This window comes from Streptomyces thermoviolaceus, assembly GCF_045209695.1.
Classification (GTDB): Bacteria; Actinomycetota; Actinomycetes; order Streptomycetales; family Streptomycetaceae; genus Streptomyces; species Streptomyces thermoviolaceus.
On record NZ_CP109280.1, the window covers coordinates 5383456 to 5397903 of the forward strand.

A 14448-nucleotide genomic window follows, 5' to 3' on the forward strand; every position below is an offset into this window, starting at 1 on the left:
TGGAGGCGGCGCATGCAGGCATGGCGAGTGCACGACAACGGTGAGCCGAGCGAGGTGATGCGCCTGGAGGAGACCGAGCGGCCCGCGCCCGGCGACGGCCAGGTGCTGCTGAAGGTCCGCGCCGCGAACATCAACTTCCCCGACGCGCTGCTGTGCCGGGGCCAGTACCAGGTCCGGCCCCCGCTGCCGTTCACGCCCGGCGTGGAACTGTGCGGCGAGACCGAGGACGGTCGACGGGTGATCGCCACCTCCGCACTGCCGCACGGGGCCCTCGCCGAGTACGCCCTCGCCGACGCGACCGCGCTTCTGCCCGCCCCGGACGCCCTGGACGACGCGGAGGCGGCCGCCCTCCACATCGGCTACCAGACGGGCTGGTTCGGCCTGCACCGCCGGGCCCGCCTGCAGGCCGGCGAGACCCTGCTCGTGCACGCCGCCGCCGGCGGGGTCGGCAGCGCCGCCGTCCAGCTGGGCAAGGCGGCCGGTGCCCGCGTCATCGGTGTGGTCGGCGGCCCGGAGAAGGCTGCCGTCGCCCGCAAGCTGGGCTGCGACGTCGTCGTCGACCGGCACGCCGAGGACGTCATCACCGCCGTGAAGGACGCCACCGGCGGCCGCGGCGCCGACGTGATCTACGACCCGGTCGGCGGCCAGGCCTACGCCCAGTCCGCCAAGACCGTCGCCTTCGAGGGCCGGATCGTGGTCGTGGGCTTCGCCGGCGGCACCGTCCCCACCCCGGCGCTCAACCACGCCCTGATCAAGAACTACTCGATCCTCGGCCTGCACTGGGGGCTGTACCGGACCACGAACCCGGAACTGATCCGGCACTGCCACGAACAGCTCACCGATCTGGCCGCCCGGGGCGCGATCGCCCCGCTGGTGAGCGAACGGGTGCCGCTGGACGGGGCCGCGGCCGCCGTGCAGCGCGTCGCCGACGGAACCACCACCGGCCGCATCGTCGTCCTGCCCGCACTGCGCAACGGAGACGCCGCATGACCGACAGGCCCCTCGACGCGGCCGGACTGCGCCGCCGCACCCGCCGGTTCCTCGCCGAGCATCCGCCCGGCAGCACCGACCGCCTCGACTTCCTGCGGGCCCGCTTCGACGCCGGACTCGCCTGGGTGCACTACCCCGAGGGCCTCGGCGGCCTCGGGGCGCCCCGCTCCCTGCAAGCCGTCGTGGACGACGAACTGCAGGCCGCGAACGCCCCCGACAACGACCCGCGCCGCATCGGCATCGGCCTGGGCATGGCCGCGCCGACCCTCCTGCGCTACGGCACCGAGGAGCAGAAGCGGCGCTACCTGCGACCGCTGTGGACCGGGGAGGAGGTCTGGTGCCAGCTGTTCAGCGAACCCGGCGCCGGATCCGACCTGGCCGCCCTCGGTACCCGTGCCGTCCGTGACGGCGACGACTGGGTGGTCGACGGCCAGAAGGTGTGGACGTCCAGCGCACACCTGGCCCGCTGGGCCATCCTCATCGCCCGCACCGACCCGGACGCTCCCAAGCACCAGGGCATCACCTACTTCATCTGCGACATGACCGACCCGGGTGTCGAGGTGCGCCCGCTGCGGCAGATCACCGGGGAGGCCGAGTTCAACGAGGTGTTCCTCACCGGCGTCCGTATCCCCGACTCCCGCCGCCTCGGCGAGGTCGGCGACGGCTGGCGGGTTGCGCAGACCACCCTGATGAACGAGCGTGTCTCCATCGGCGGCACGGCCCTGCCCCGCGAGGGCGGCATGATCGGCAAGGTCGCGCAGACCTGGCGCGAACGCCCCGACCTGCGCACCCACGACCTGCACCAGCGGCTGCTGAGACTGTGGGTGGAGGCCGAGGTGGTGCGCCTCACCGGCGAACGGCTGCGCCAGCAGCTCGCCGCGGGACAGCCCGGACCCGAGGGCTCCGCGATGAAGCTCGCCTTCGCCCGCCTCAACCAGGAGATCAGCGGCCTGGAGGTCGAACTGCGCGGCGCCGAGGGACTGCTGTACGACGACTGGACCATGCGCCGCCCCGAACTCGTCGACTTCACCGGCCGGGACGCCGGCTACCGCTACCTGCGCGCCAAGGGCAACAGCATCGAGGGCGGCACCAGCGAGATCCTGCTGAACATCGTCGCCGAGCGCGTCCTGGGCCTGCCCCCCGAGCCGCGCACCGACAAGGACGTCGCCTGGAAGGACCTGGCCCGATGAGCACACCGCCGGACCTGCTGTACACCGAGGAGGAAGAGGCGCTGCGCTCCGCCGTCCGCGACCTGCTCACCGACCACTGCCCGGCGGCCGAGGTGCTCGCACGCGCGGAGACGGACACCCCGCACGACCTCGCCCTGTGGCGACGGCTCGCCGGCACCATGGGGCTCGCCGGGCTGCTGGTGCCCGAGGACCGGGGCGGGGCGGGCGCCTCGCACCGCGAGGCCGCCGTCGTCCTGGAGGAACTGGGCCGGGCGGTGGCGCCCGTGCCCTACCTCAGCAGCGCGGTCGTCGCCACGGAGGCCCTGCTGGCCTGCGGCGACGACGAGCTGCTCGGCCGGCTCGCCTCCGGCCGCACCATCGGCGTCCTGGCGGTCGGCCTGCACCTGGCCCCCGGCGCCCCGTTCCCCAGGGTCCGCCGCATGGACGGCACCCTGCACGGGGAGCTGACCGGCATCGCGGACGCGACCGTCGCCGACGTGCTCCTCGTCCCCGCCGACGACGGCGGCCTGTACGCCGTGGAGGCGGCGGAGGCGACCGTCACCGGCCAGGTGTCCCTGGACCTGACCCGGCCGGTGGCCACCGTAGGACTCGACGGCGCTCCCGGACGCCGCGTCGGCGCCGCCGGCCCCGCCGTGCGCCGGGCCCTGCGGGCCGCCGCCGGACTGCTCGCCTCCGAGCAACTGGGCGTCGCCGACTGGGCGTTGACCGAGACCGTGCGCTACCTGAAGGAGCGCAAGCAGTTCAACCGGCCCGTGGGCGGCTTCCAGGCGCTCAAGCACCGGCTGGCCCGGCTGTGGCTGGAGGTCGTGAGCCTGCGCGCCGCCGCCCGCTCCGCCGCCGACGCACTGGCACGCGGCCGGGACGGCGAGAACGGCCCGGACGTCGACGTGGCGGTCGCCGTCGCCCAGGCCTACGCCGCACCGGTCGCCGTCCACGCGGCCGAGGAGGCCCTGCAACTGCACGGCGGCATCGGCATGACCTGGGAACACCCGGTCCACCTGTACCTGAAGCGGGCGAAGGCCGACTCGATCGCCTACGGCACCGCGGGCGCGCACCACCAGGCGCTGGCCGGCCTGGTCGACCTGCAGGCCCCCTGACCGGCCACCCCGCCGAGCAGTCATGGCCGCCGGACAAACCTGTACAGAACCACACGTTCGGCGGACATGTCAGCCCCCGGGACGCCCCCTCCGCTGCGCCACACTTGCCGCCTGAAGCCGCGAGTGGGCGTGGCGGAGGAGGTTCACGGTGGCCATTTCCATCTCTGGTGTGCTGTTGCTCGCGATCCTGGCGATCATCTTCCTGCGCAACGGCGCACTGAAGTTCTCCCACGCCCTGATCTGCGTCCTGCTCGGCTTCTCCCTGGCCGGCACCAGCATGGCCCCCACCATCCACGAAGGGCTCGCGGCCACGGCCCAGATCGTCAGCAGCCTGCGTCCCTAGGCCGACGCACGCTTCGAGGCGTCGAGTGCCGTGAGGCGGCGCACGTCCCGTGGTGGCCGGTCTCTGGGGCGACACACACCCCGAGGCGGCTGATGCCCCTGCGCCTGCACGTCCGGGGCGGTGGGTGTCTGCACGTCGTCACACCCGAGGCGGTGCGTGCCCGCGAGCCTGCACACCCATGGCGGCACGTGCCTGCGAGCCTGCACACCCGTGGCGGCGCGTGCCTGCGAGCCTGCACACCCGTGGCGGCACGTGCCTGCGAGCCAGCACGCCCGTGGCGGCGCGTGCCCCTGAGCCGGCGTGTGCCTCGAGCAGCGCGGGGAGCGACGCATCCTTGTCGTCCGGTACCGCACCACCCGTGGCGGGGCCTGGCCCAGGTGTCGGCCACGTGCCGCCCCGGGGCAGGGTCCGGTGTGTGCGCCACGATCCGCTCACCCGGCCGCGAAGACGCCGATCCCGTTCGGCACGGCCCGTTCGCTTCCGTCGCTCGGATGGTTGCGCACACTCACCCTGGTCGCCCCCCGGGGCCGGGCCACCAGTGTGCTGGAGCCCCCGCCGTCCAGGTCGAAACCTTCCGTCGCGCCCAGTTTCTTCAGCTGGGCGGCCAGTTCGGCCACCGTGAGACCGCGGCGGTAGGCCGGCCGTCCGTCCAGTGCCACGAGCAGCAGCCGGTGCCCGCCGTTCGCGATGCCCACCGCGGTGCGCACCGCCGTGGCCTTCGCGTCCAGCCCCTTCAGCGGGGCGCCGTTCCGCAGCACCGGGAACCCCCCGATCGCGAACGCGTACCGCACACCGGACGCCGCCACCAGCCGGTGCTCCACCCGGACGGACTGCCCCTTGGTCAGCTTGCGCAGCTGCCGAGCCCCGTCCTCACGCCCCACCAGCACCGTTGTCCCCGCCGGGATGGTGCCCGTGCCCGGTTTCCCGGACGTGGCCACCACCCGGCCGTTCCTGACCGTCACCTCATAGGTGTCCTTGCTGCACGGGGCACTTCTGCGGGTGTCCGTGCCGCATGTGGCCCGGGCACGGGAGGCGCTGCCCCAGTCGGAGGTGTAGGCGCCGATCGAACCGACGGGCAGGGCGTACTGGTTGAGCCCGCCGAGCTTCAGCCGACCCGCCGGGGTGGTCACCGAGCCGGACAGGGACAGCCGGTCGATGCGCGCGGTGCGGTCGGTGCCCACGCCGACCACGTCCTCGGTGGTGCTCCCCGACGGCAGGGCCGGACCGAACCGCTGCCCCTTCGGCACAGCCGCCTTCAGCGGATGTCCGTCGGCGATCTCCGGGCCCACGGCCGAACCGGTCGCGGCGACCCCCGGACGGGTCTCGGTGATGTGGAAGAAGTCGCCATTGATACCTGCCAGTGCTCCTTGTCCGTCGGCGAGTTGGGAGACGGTGCGCCGTGCCGCCACCTTCCCCGGGTGCAGCAGCCCGATCCGTACGTGCCGGTCGCGCAGGTCGACGGTGACCACATGGGCGCGGACCACCCCGCGCGCCGTCCGGAGGTCGACGTCGCGGTACTCGACGCCCGGTGCGAGCTGCTCGGAGCGTTGCGCACTGCCGGCCGGCGTGGCCGCTGCCATCGACGTGCCGGCGAAGGTGCCGCACGTCAGGAGGACCGTCAACACTCGTCCGAGCCGCCTGTTGCGGTGTGTAGCAGTGTCCACCTACACCTCTGATGCTTCGTCACCTGTGCATGGACACACGGAAGTGCATCAGAACAAGGCGTCAGGAACGGGATGCGAACCGTGACGACGCGGCGTCCGGCGGGAAAACACACCCCTTCGGGCGCCCCGGCGGGCGGTCTCCGGCCGGGAGACCCCGGCCATGACCGACCGGTGCCGACGGCGGCTCAGCGCTCGCCCCGCGACCGTGCGGCCGTGTCGTCCTGCTCCCTGCGGCGCCTGTCGGCCCGGGTGCACGGTGCGTGCCGGGGAAGGCTGCGCGCGCCGAGGACGCCACGCCGACTCGCGGTGGCCGGCACGCACGCGCACCCCGCTGCCGCGCCACCCGCCCGGCGCCGCTGCGCGGGTGTTGTGCCGGCGTCGCTCGCCCGCACCGGACGCCGCGAGCTGATCGCACTGTCTCCGTGTCGTGAACCGGTGGTGCCGCGCACGTGTGCCCTCGTGTCCGGGCCGCGTGCGTCGCCCCGAGGGGCCGTCCGCCTGCGAGGCGCGCGGCCCGGCGGGTGTGCCGCGGCCGGCAGGCGTCCTGCGCAAGGACGGTCGTGTCAGGCCGAGTCGACCAGTCTCATGTAGCGGGTCCAGTCCCAGTTCGGTCCCGGGTCGGTGTGGTCCGCGCCGGGCACCTCGGCGTGCCCGAGGATGTGCGTCCGGTCCTTGGGGATGCCGTAGCGGTCGCAGATCGCCGCCGTGAGCCGTGCCGACTCCTGGTACAGCTCGTCGGTGAAGTAGGACGGGTCGTCCACCCATCCCTCGTGCTCGATGCCGATGCTGCGTGTGTTGTAGTCCCAGTTGCCCGCATGCCAGGCCACGTCCGCCTCGCGCACGCACTGGGCGATGTGTCCGTCGGCGGACCGTACGACGTAGTGCGCGGACACCTTCTTCTGCGGGTTCTGGAAGATGGCCAGGGTGTCGGCGTACGTCTCCTGGGTGACGTGGATGATCACCCGGTCGATGGCATAGGTCGTGGGGCGGTTCGCGACCGTGTAGTTGGAGGAGCTGGCAGGTTGCCACTCCGTCGACGGATAGTCGTAAGGTCGGGGACGCGCCATGGCTCGTGTGGTGGGAAGCAGGGCGTAGGGGGCGGCGGCGAGAGCGACGGCGCCCCGGAGAAGCCGCCGCCGGCTGGGCTGAGGTCCGGCCCGGTCCATGAGTGGTGACCCTTTCTCGTGAGAGTGCTCGGCTGGTGTGGCGAGGCCTCGGCGAAGGCCGGCAGGCACGTGGTGCGGTGCACGCCGTCGTCGTCGCGTACGGTCGTGCGGACATCGCGCGGTGAGTCTCGCGCACGACCGGCGCCGGTGTGCGGAGCCTGGCCGGGTGCGTACGGCTGATGTCGCGGATGCCGGTCACGGTGATGCGGCCACTCGGCCCTGCCGTCTGCGCGAGCCCGTGTCGTGGCGCGCAGGGATTCGTCCGGTGCGTTCTCGTCCCGCTCAGGCGCCCCGGAGCGGCGTTCGTCCTCCCCCGTCATCGGTCCCCCCGTCGGTCCCGTGCGGGTGCCTCCGGACCGGTCCGGACGCACCGCCTCGCGCGAACCACGGTACGGCTGACGGCCGTTGGGCAGAAGAGGGCCTCACGCGGCGGTGGACGAGCGCGAGATTGTGGACAACTCGGCCACTCGAACGTGTGATTCCGCCCAGGGGACGGAGAAATGAGGGTGGGTCAGTCCTGAGCCGCAGCGGACGCCGGGTCGTCCAGCACGGCCCGTGCCACCGAATGCGCGGCGCCCAGCAGCGGTCCCTCGGGACCCAGCCGTGAGACGGTCACCGGGCAGGCCGGACCGGCGGTGCGCCGGGCGAGTTCCGCCTCCAGCGACGGCAGCAGCCAGGGCGCGAGCGCGGCCAGCGCGCCGCCCAGCACCACGGTCTCGGGATCGAGCAGGTTCACCGCACCGGTCAGCGCCACACCCAGCGCCCGTCCCGCCTGCCGCAGAGCCTGCCGAACGGCCTCGTCGCCCGCGGCGGCGCGGCCGGCGAGCAGACCGACGCTGCCCTCGCCCGCCGGGAGTCCCGCCGCCCGCAGCACGGCCTCCTCGCCCGCGTACTGCTCCAGGCAGCCACGGCCGCCGCACGGGCACGCCGGTCCCTCCGGCTCCACCGGCACATGTCCCAGTTCTCCGGCGAAACCCCGCGTGCCGCGCAGCAGCCGACCGTCGACCACCACCGCGGCACCGATACCGATCTCCGCCGACACATGCAGGAAGTTCGGGGGAGTGCCCTCGCCCAGCCACAGTTCGGCCAGCGCACCGAGGTTGGCCTCGTTGTCCACGGCCGACGGCAGACGGCCCGGCAGCAGGGAGGTGAGGTCGGTGTCGTGCCAGTCGAGGTTCGGCGCGCGCACCACCGTGCGGCCGTCCCGGGCGATCAGACCGGGCACGGCGACCGCGAGGCCGGTCGGCCGCAGACCCTGCTGCTCGGCCTCGGCGACGACCTGGGATATCAGCGCGCTCAGGTCCTTCGCCACCGGTTCCGGTGCCCGCCCACGGTTCGTGCCGTGCCGGACCGCCCGGGCCCGCACCTCGCCCCGTAGGTCGACCACGCAGGCCGCGAGGTGGTCCACCCCGACCTCCGCGCCCACGCCCGCCGGACCGCGGTCGCTGACGGCCAGCGCCGAGCCGGGGCGGCCCACCCGGCCCGGCCGCTCGGGACCGAGTTCCCGCAGCAGCCCGGAGCGGATCAGCTCGTCGACCAGGGTCGACACCGCCGCCCGTGTCAGCCCGATGCGTGAGGCGACCGCGGCCCGCGACAGCGGCCCCTCGGCACTGACGGTGTGCATGACCCGCGCCAGATTGCGGCGGCGCATGCCCTGCTGGGTGTCGGGCAGCGCCCGCCCGGGACCGGCGGGATGGGGGTCGTGCAGCGGTGCGGTCATGCCTCCGTCGTCCTCGGTCGTGTCCGCCGACCGTGCCTGAGGCGGATGGTGCCGGCCCACGGGTCCGTGGGCCGGGGCGGGCCGGCGGACGGGTTCCCTCAGCGGTGGTGCGGCCCTCGCTCCAGCAGCGGGGTCGCGTCGGAGAGTACCCCGGAGATCCTTTCCAGTGTCGCCTCGTCCCGCTCCACGGGCTCCAGCACCGGTCCGTCGGCGGTCTTCCAGCGGCGGGCCACCGCGGCCGGGTCCTCCCCGGTCAGCAGCCCCGCGGCCTGGGCGGCGGCGCCCAGCGCCACCAGTTCCCGGGCCTGCGGCACCTGCACCGGACGGCCCGACAGGCGGCGCACCGTCTGCTGCCACGCGGTGCCACGGGCGCCGCCCCCGATCAGCAGCAGCGGCGAGGTCCGGTCCGCGTCCTGGTCGAGCACCAGGTCCAGCGCTTCCAGCAGAGCGTGGACGGCGCCGTCGTAGGCGGCCTGCAGCACCTGGCCGGGTGTGGTGTCGTGCCGCAGGCCGTGCAGCAGCCCGGAGGCCTCGGGCAGGTTGGGGGTGCGCTCACCGTCCAGGTAGGGGAGCACTGTCACGGAGCCGCCGGGCTCCACCGCCTCCCGGTCCAGGCCGAACAGGGCCGCTATGCGGTCGACGGCGAGCGTGCAGTTCAGGGTGCAGGCCAAAGGCAGCCAGGCGCCGTGCGCGTCGGCGAAACCGGCCACCGTGCCCGAGGGATCCGCCGGCCGGTTCCCTGACACCGTGTAGACGGTGCCGGAGGTGCCGAGGCTGAGCACCGGGCTTCCCGGCCGCAGCCCGAGACCGAGTGCGGCGGCGGCGTTGTCCCCGGTGCCGGCCGCGACCAGGGTGCCGCGGGAGAACGGCAGGTCCTCGTGGCCGTCGCGCACGGTGCCCGCCACCTCCCCGGGCCGCACCACCCGCGGCAGCAGCGCCGGGTCGAGCCCCACCCGGGCGAGAATCTCCTCGTCGTACGCCTCCGTCGACGACGCCCACCAGCCCGTGCCCGAGGCGTCACCCCGGTCGGTGGTGCCCTGGCCGGTCAGGCGTTCGGTGAGGTAGTCGTGCGGGAGGCGCACCGCGGCCACCCGCCGTGCGGCCTCGGGCTCGTGCTCGGTCAGCCACGCCCACTTGGTGACCGTGAAGGAGGCGCCCGGCACGCTTCCCACGCGCTCCGCCCAGAACTTCGGGCCGCCCAGCTCCTCGACCAGCCGGCGGGCCTGCGGCGCCGAGCGCACGTCGTTCCACAGCAGGGCCGGGCGCACCGGTTCACCGCGGTCGTCCAGGGTGACCAGGCCGTGCTGCTGGCCGGCGATCGACACGGCCGCGGCCTCGTGGGCCGCCTCGCCGCACTGCCGCAGCGCCGCGCACAGGGCCTGCCACCACTGGCGCGGGTCGCTCTCCCGGCCGTCGCCCGTGGAAACCGTGTGGGGTGCCTGGCCGCTCGCCACGACCCGGCCGGTGGCCGTGTCGACCACGAGCGCCTTGGTGGACTGGGTGGACGAGTCCACACCGACGACGAGCGGACCCTCGGCTGCTGACATCGGCTCTCCCTCTTTTCCCGGCTCAGGGGATCTGACCTGCGGCTTCACGGTATGCGGGGCCTCTGGGCCCGTGGCATGGACCCGTCCCGACGCGGTTTCTGCTTCCGCGCTCCCTTCCCAGGGACGCGCTCGGCATACTAATTTGTAAATCGCCCTGACGAAATAGTCGCAAGCGAGCAAGGAGCCGCGGCATGAACTACCAGCCCACCCCCGAGGACAGGTTCACCTTCGGCCTGTGGACCGTCGGCTGGCAGGGGCGGGACCCCTTCGGCGACGCCACGCGTCCCGCCCTCGACCCGGTCGAGGCGGTGCAGCGGCTGGCCGAACTGGGCGCCTACGGAGTGACCTTCCACGACGACGACCTGATCCCCTTCGGGTCGTCCGACGCCGAGCGCGAGGCGCACGTCAAGCGGTTCCGTCAGGCTCTCGACGCGACCGGTATGACCGTCCCGATGGCCACCACCAACCTCTTCACCCACCCCGTCTTCAAGGACGGCGCGTTCACCGCCAACGACCGCGACGTGCGCCGTTACGCCCTGCGCAAGACCATCCGGAACATCGACCTCGCGGTCGAGCTGGGCGCCAAGGTCTACGTCGCCTGGGGCGGCCGCGAGGGCGCGGAGTCCGGTGCCGCCAAGGACGTGCGTGCGGCCCTGGACCGCATGAAGGAGGCCTTCGACCTGCTCGGCGAGTACGTCACCTCGCAGGGCTACGACATCCGGTTCGCCATCGAGCCCAAGCCCAACGAGCCGCGCGGCGACATCCTGCTGCCCACCATCGGCCACGCGCTCGCCTTCATCGAGCGCCTGGAGCGCCCCGAGCTGTACGGCGTCAACCCCGAGGTGGGCCACGAGCAGATGGCCGGCCTGAACTTCCCGCACGGCATCGCGCAGGCCCTGTGGGCGGGCAAGCTCTTCCACATCGACCTCAACGGTCAGTCCGGCATCAAGTACGACCAGGACCTGCGCTTCGGCGCCGGTGACCTGCGCGCCGCCTTCTGGCTGGTCGACCTGCTGGAGAGCGCCGGCTGGGAGGGTCCGCGCCACTTCGACTTCAAGCCCCCGCGGACCGAGGACATCGACGGCGTGTGGGCCTCCGCGGCCGGCTGCATGCGCAACTACCTCATCCTGAAGGAGCGCGCCGCCGCCTTCCGGGCCGACCCGGAGGTCCAGGAGGCCCTGCGTGCTGCCCGGCTCGACCAGCTCGCCGAGCCCACCGCGGCCGACGGCCTGCAGGCCCTGCTGGCCGACCGCACCGCGTACGAGGACTTCGACGTGGACGCGGCCGCCGCGCGCGGCATGGCCTTCGAGCGCCTCGACCAGCTCGCCATGGACCACCTGCTGGGCGCCCGGGGCTGAATCGAGCGACGAGAGGGGTACGCGCGGTCGGTACTCCCCGCGTCGTCATGCGTCGTACCCCCTTGCGTCGTCACGAGGGGTGCCGGGTGGCTCGAGGCGGCCCGGCACCCCTCGTGGTGCGTCTCCCCGAGGCGCGGTGTCCGTCCGACGGGGCGGGTACCGAGTAAGGGCAGCGGCCCGGCACGCGTCAGGGGTGTCTCAGGGGGCTTCTCCGGGGCATCTCAGGGACGCGAGCCGGAACAGCCGGGCGGGCGGAGCCGTTCTCCTGGGAGAGCGGCAGAGTCCGCGAAGGAGGCGACAGATGTCGAACAAGGCGAAGATCGCCGCCGGCGGCGTGGTGGCCTGGCTGGTCCTGATGATCTGGCTGCCGTGGTGGGCCGCGCTCCTGATAGTCCTGGGCGTTCCGGCCGCCGCGTACCTGGCGCTGGACCCCGGGCAGCGGCGTCGCCTGCGTCGTGTCACACGCAAGGAGCTCGGCCGCTGAGACACTGAGACACCAGGGGCCGGCCCCTACGGGCGCAGGGAACACGAGTCGACGACATCACCGCTCGCGGGCCTGCTGACGGTCCGGTCCGCGGGCGGCCGGTGCCCGCGCTCCACCCGGGCCACCAGCGCGTCGAACGCGGCCCGGTAGCACGGCAGCATCGGGCGCAGCCGCGCCGGATGGCTGTCGTACAGTCCGTCGACGTGGGTGCCGTCCTCGATCCGGTAGGAGCGGTGCAGCCCGCCGTGTCCCTGCTCCCGGATCATCCGCGTGTACACGTCCGAGTCGGCCGCGATGGGCAGCAGGGTGTCCAGGTCGCCCTGCAGCGTGATCAAGGGCTTGCCGATCCGCCCGGTCAGCGACACCCGGGCCACGGCCCGGCGCACCGCGTCGGGACGCGCGGCGTAGTCGCAGGCGGCATCCAGGTCGGGGCCGTCCGCCGTCCACAGTGTGCCCTCCCGGTCCACGCCTCCGTCGTACAGCTCCGGATGGTGCTCCAACTGCCAGCGGGTGAGATGGCCGCCGTTGGAGATGCCGGTCACGTACGTCCGGCGCGGAGCCCGGCCGTAGCGCCGGGCGATCACACGCTTGGCCGCCCGGGTCAGCTGGGTGGTCCGGGCGTTCCACTCGGCGACGGCGTCACCGGGCCGGGTGCCGGCGCGGTAGAAATCGGCCGAGCTGTTGCCCTTGTCGGTCGTCGGTGGTCAGATCCGGAAGACAGGCGGTGCGCTCGTAGGCGGCGCCCGGCACCCGGAGCTGTTCCTGCCGGGCGCAGTGCCCGTCGGCGCCGGTCGTGGCCGCCGCGGGGACGGGCCAGGCGACGGCACCGGTGAGCAGCGCCGCGACGACGAGCGGGACACCTCGGGACAGACGCACGACGGCCTCCAGGGGCAGAAGGAGCAGGAGGGCCCGGGCGGTGATGCCCGGAGCTGCCCCATCGTGCGAGCGGGCCGACCGCGCACTCCACAGGTTGGCACCATACGGGCCTCGTGCTGGGTAGGGTGCGGCACTCCATACGTGGAGGGCGCAGCGGCCGTCGCCTCGTCAACTCGGACGCACTGCCAACTTGTCCAGGGACTCGAGCAGGCCGGGCAGCTCCGGTCCCCGGCCGACGGGCAGCACTTCGCCGGGCCGCTCGTCGAGCAGCACGAAGGCGATGTCGTCGGTGCGGGCCACCATCGACCATCCGGGGCCGTCGGCGCGCAGCGTCCGCGCGCCACCCGGCGCGAACGCGGACCGTACACGGCCCGGAGGCGGCGGGGAGTCCAGATAGGCGCGGGCCTGAGCCAGCACACGCCGCACCGCGCCGGTGCCCTCGGGTGTCCGCCGGCCGGCTCCGTCCCCCGCGCCGCCGCCGTCGGTCGCCGGGCTTCCGGCCTCCCCGCCCACGCCGGGCCCGGCCGTCTCCGCGGTGCGTGGAGGGGCGAAGGAGTCGTCGTCGAGCTGGTCACGCCATTCGGCCCACCGCAAGGCGATCTCGTCGGCACCCAGCCGGCGCTGCGCCGGGCCCCAGACCGCGGTGTCCGGTGGCGACAGCAGCGGCCCGTCCCCGGCCTCCGGGTCCGGGTCGTGCGGTGCCGGTACGCCGGGCGCGGCCACCGCGACGGCCAGAGGCCAGCCCGGCAGGGCGGCGACGACCGCACGCTCGTCGGGGGACAGCTCATACTCCAGGCCGCAGTCCCAGGAGGCGATCGCCACCGCGACCAGTGACACGTCGTCGACGACGACCGTCCACCGGGCGCCGGTGCCGTCCTGACCGAGCACCAGGCCGTATCCCTCGGCCCGCGGCGTCAGCCCGAGCGCCGCGCAGGCCTCCGGGTAGTCGTCGCCCAGCACGCTCGGGAACTGTGCCGGAGTCAGCAGCACCGCCGTGAGCACATACAGCGCGTCGTCCGCGCCCGCCTCCTCGTCCGTCCCGGCCATCCCAGCCTCCCGTGGTTCGTCCAACGGCGCGCACCCTAGTGGCCGGGCCAGGGCGTTGTCACGACATCGGCGACCACGCGGACGCTCCGCCCTCACCCGCGCGCTCGTCCGCACCGCCCTGCGTGCCCGGGCGCGTCGTGCGGCTGCTGCCGCCTCGGCGGGAACCCCACGTCCTGAGGCAGAACCTTGAGATCAAGAGCTACCCGAACGGCTACCGGGTGACCGACCTCGGCACCTGGCCGGTCCCCGGTGTGCGCGGCTGCCCGGTGCGGACACCGGCCGCACGGCGGGCGTCGGCGTGACCCGGGACGGCCCCGCGCCGCCCCGCCGCCTCGCCTCAGTCAGCGCGGACGGCCGTCGCGAGGAAACGGGCGTCCTCGTCGGTGTACGACGTCATCCGCCACCCCGCCGACGCCAGCAGCGGCCGCAGGTTGGGCTCCGCGCGCAGGTCGTCCGGTGTGATCTGCCGTCCCTGGTGCGCCGCGAGGGCCGCCCGGCCGACCGGGTGGAAGAGCGCCAGGATGCCGCCCGGCCGCACCACACGCCGCAGTTCCCGCAGGTTCTCGGCGGGACGCGGCAGATGCGAGATCAGCCCCGCGGCGAAGACGGCGTCGAACGACCCCGAGCGCAGCGGCAGCGCGGCGACGTCGGCCAGCAGCAGCCGCCCGTCCCTGTGCCGTCCGGCGCGCACGGCCGCGTGCAACATGGCCGGGGTCAGATCGACCCCCACGACCATGCCCGACGCGCCCACGGCGGCCCGCAGCGCCGGCAGGGCACGGCCGGTGCCGCACCCGGCGTCGAGCACCCGGTCGCCGCTGCGCAGCCCGAGGCCGGCGACCGCGGCCGCGTAGGCCGGGCCGTCGTCCGGGAACCTGCTGTCCCAGTCGGCGGCACGGGCGGTGAAGAACTCCTGGACGTGTGCACGGTCCTCGCTCATGCCCCGCATGATGGCGCACCTCCGGCTTC

General features: G+C 74.0%; 12 protein-coding genes and 2 pseudogenes. 7 read left to right on the forward strand and 7 right to left on the reverse strand.

Annotated elements, in window-relative coordinates; genetic code table 11:
• The first annotated feature begins 12 nt into the window (after nucleotides 1-12).
• From OG899_RS23545 to OG899_RS23560, 4 genes are all read left to right on the forward strand, one after another.
• Nucleotides 13-990 carry an NADPH:quinone oxidoreductase family protein gene (locus OG899_RS23545; protein ID WP_125497626.1) on the forward strand — a complete coding sequence of 326 codons (978 nt, stop codon included), beginning with the start codon at nucleotides 13-15 and terminating at the stop codon, nucleotides 988-990.
• Nucleotides 987-2180, forward strand: a complete 1194-nt coding sequence (locus OG899_RS23550; protein WP_168131474.1) for an acyl-CoA dehydrogenase family protein — start codon at nucleotides 987-989, stop codon at nucleotides 2178-2180. The genes OG899_RS23545 and OG899_RS23550 overlap by 4 nt, the downstream gene beginning before the upstream one ends.
• Nucleotides 2177-3277, forward strand: a complete 1101-nt coding sequence (locus OG899_RS23555; RefSeq protein WP_125497628.1) for an acyl-CoA dehydrogenase family protein — start codon at nucleotides 2177-2179, stop codon at nucleotides 3275-3277. The genes OG899_RS23550 and OG899_RS23555 overlap by 4 nt, the downstream gene beginning before the upstream one ends.
• Before the next feature lie 148 nt (nucleotides 3278-3425).
• Nucleotides 3426-3620: a hypothetical protein gene (locus OG899_RS23560; RefSeq protein WP_125497629.1), complete on the forward strand. Its 195-nt coding sequence runs from the start codon at nucleotides 3426-3428 to the stop codon at nucleotides 3618-3620.
• 431 nt (nucleotides 3621-4051) lie between these two features.
• Here the strand turns inward: OG899_RS23560 and OG899_RS23565 are convergent, their stop codons facing one another.
• From OG899_RS23565 to xylB, 4 genes are all read right to left on the reverse strand, one after another.
• Nucleotides 4052-5200 carry a phosphodiester glycosidase family protein gene (locus tag OG899_RS23565; RefSeq protein ID WP_125497630.1) on the reverse strand — a complete coding sequence of 383 codons (1149 nt, stop codon included), beginning with the start codon at nucleotides 5198-5200 and terminating at the stop codon, nucleotides 4052-4054.
• Nucleotides 5201-5847: 647 nt separating this feature from the next.
• Complete coding sequence (locus OG899_RS23570) at nucleotides 5848-6450, reverse strand: N-acetylmuramoyl-L-alanine amidase (RefSeq protein WP_125497631.1); 603 nt, start codon at nucleotides 6448-6450, stop codon at nucleotides 5848-5850.
• A gap of 511 nt (nucleotides 6451-6961) precedes the next feature.
• Entirely contained in the window at nucleotides 6962-8170 is a 1209-nt protein-coding gene (locus OG899_RS23575; protein ID WP_125497632.1) for an ROK family transcriptional regulator, read from the reverse strand.
• A gap of 98 nt (nucleotides 8171-8268) precedes the next feature.
• Nucleotides 8269-9717 (reverse strand): xylulokinase, encoded by a 1449-nt coding sequence (gene xylB / locus OG899_RS23580; protein ID WP_168131475.1) that lies wholly within the window; start codon nucleotides 9715-9717, stop codon nucleotides 8269-8271.
• 191 nt (nucleotides 9718-9908) lie between these two features.
• Between xylB and xylA the strand changes: the two genes are divergently transcribed.
• Nucleotides 9909-11075 carry a xylose isomerase gene (gene xylA, locus OG899_RS23585; RefSeq protein ID WP_125497634.1) on the forward strand — a complete coding sequence of 389 codons (1167 nt, stop codon included), beginning with the start codon at nucleotides 9909-9911 and terminating at the stop codon, nucleotides 11073-11075.
• Between the two features lie 301 nt (nucleotides 11076-11376).
• Nucleotides 11377-11559 carry a hypothetical protein gene (locus tag OG899_RS23590; protein WP_125497635.1) on the forward strand — a complete coding sequence of 61 codons (183 nt, stop codon included), beginning with the start codon at nucleotides 11377-11379 and terminating at the stop codon, nucleotides 11557-11559.
• Nucleotides 11560-11585: 26 nt separating this feature from the next.
• On the opposite strand, the pseudogene OG899_RS23595 reads toward OG899_RS23590, so the two are convergent.
• Nucleotides 11586-12435: pseudogene (locus tag OG899_RS23595) on the reverse strand (tannase/feruloyl esterase family alpha/beta hydrolase).
• A gap of 168 nt (nucleotides 12436-12603) precedes the next feature.
• The gene (locus OG899_RS23600; protein WP_125497636.1) at nucleotides 12604-13482 is read right to left on the reverse strand and encodes a hypothetical protein; all 879 of its coding nucleotides are present in this window, start codon (nucleotides 13480-13482) and stop codon (nucleotides 12604-12606) included.
• An 85-nt stretch (nucleotides 13483-13567) separates the two neighbouring features.
• Here OG899_RS23600 and OG899_RS23605 point away from each other — a divergent pair.
• A pseudogene (locus OG899_RS23605) lies at nucleotides 13568-13784 on the forward strand (DUF2236 domain-containing protein); the annotation flags it as partial.
• A 35-nt stretch (nucleotides 13785-13819) separates the two neighbouring features.
• On the opposite strand, the gene OG899_RS23610 reads toward OG899_RS23605, so the two are convergent.
• Nucleotides 13820-14419 carry a class I SAM-dependent methyltransferase gene (locus OG899_RS23610; protein ID WP_125497637.1) on the reverse strand — a complete coding sequence of 200 codons (600 nt, stop codon included), beginning with the start codon at nucleotides 14417-14419 and terminating at the stop codon, nucleotides 13820-13822.
• Nucleotides 14420-14448: the final 29 nt, after the last annotated feature.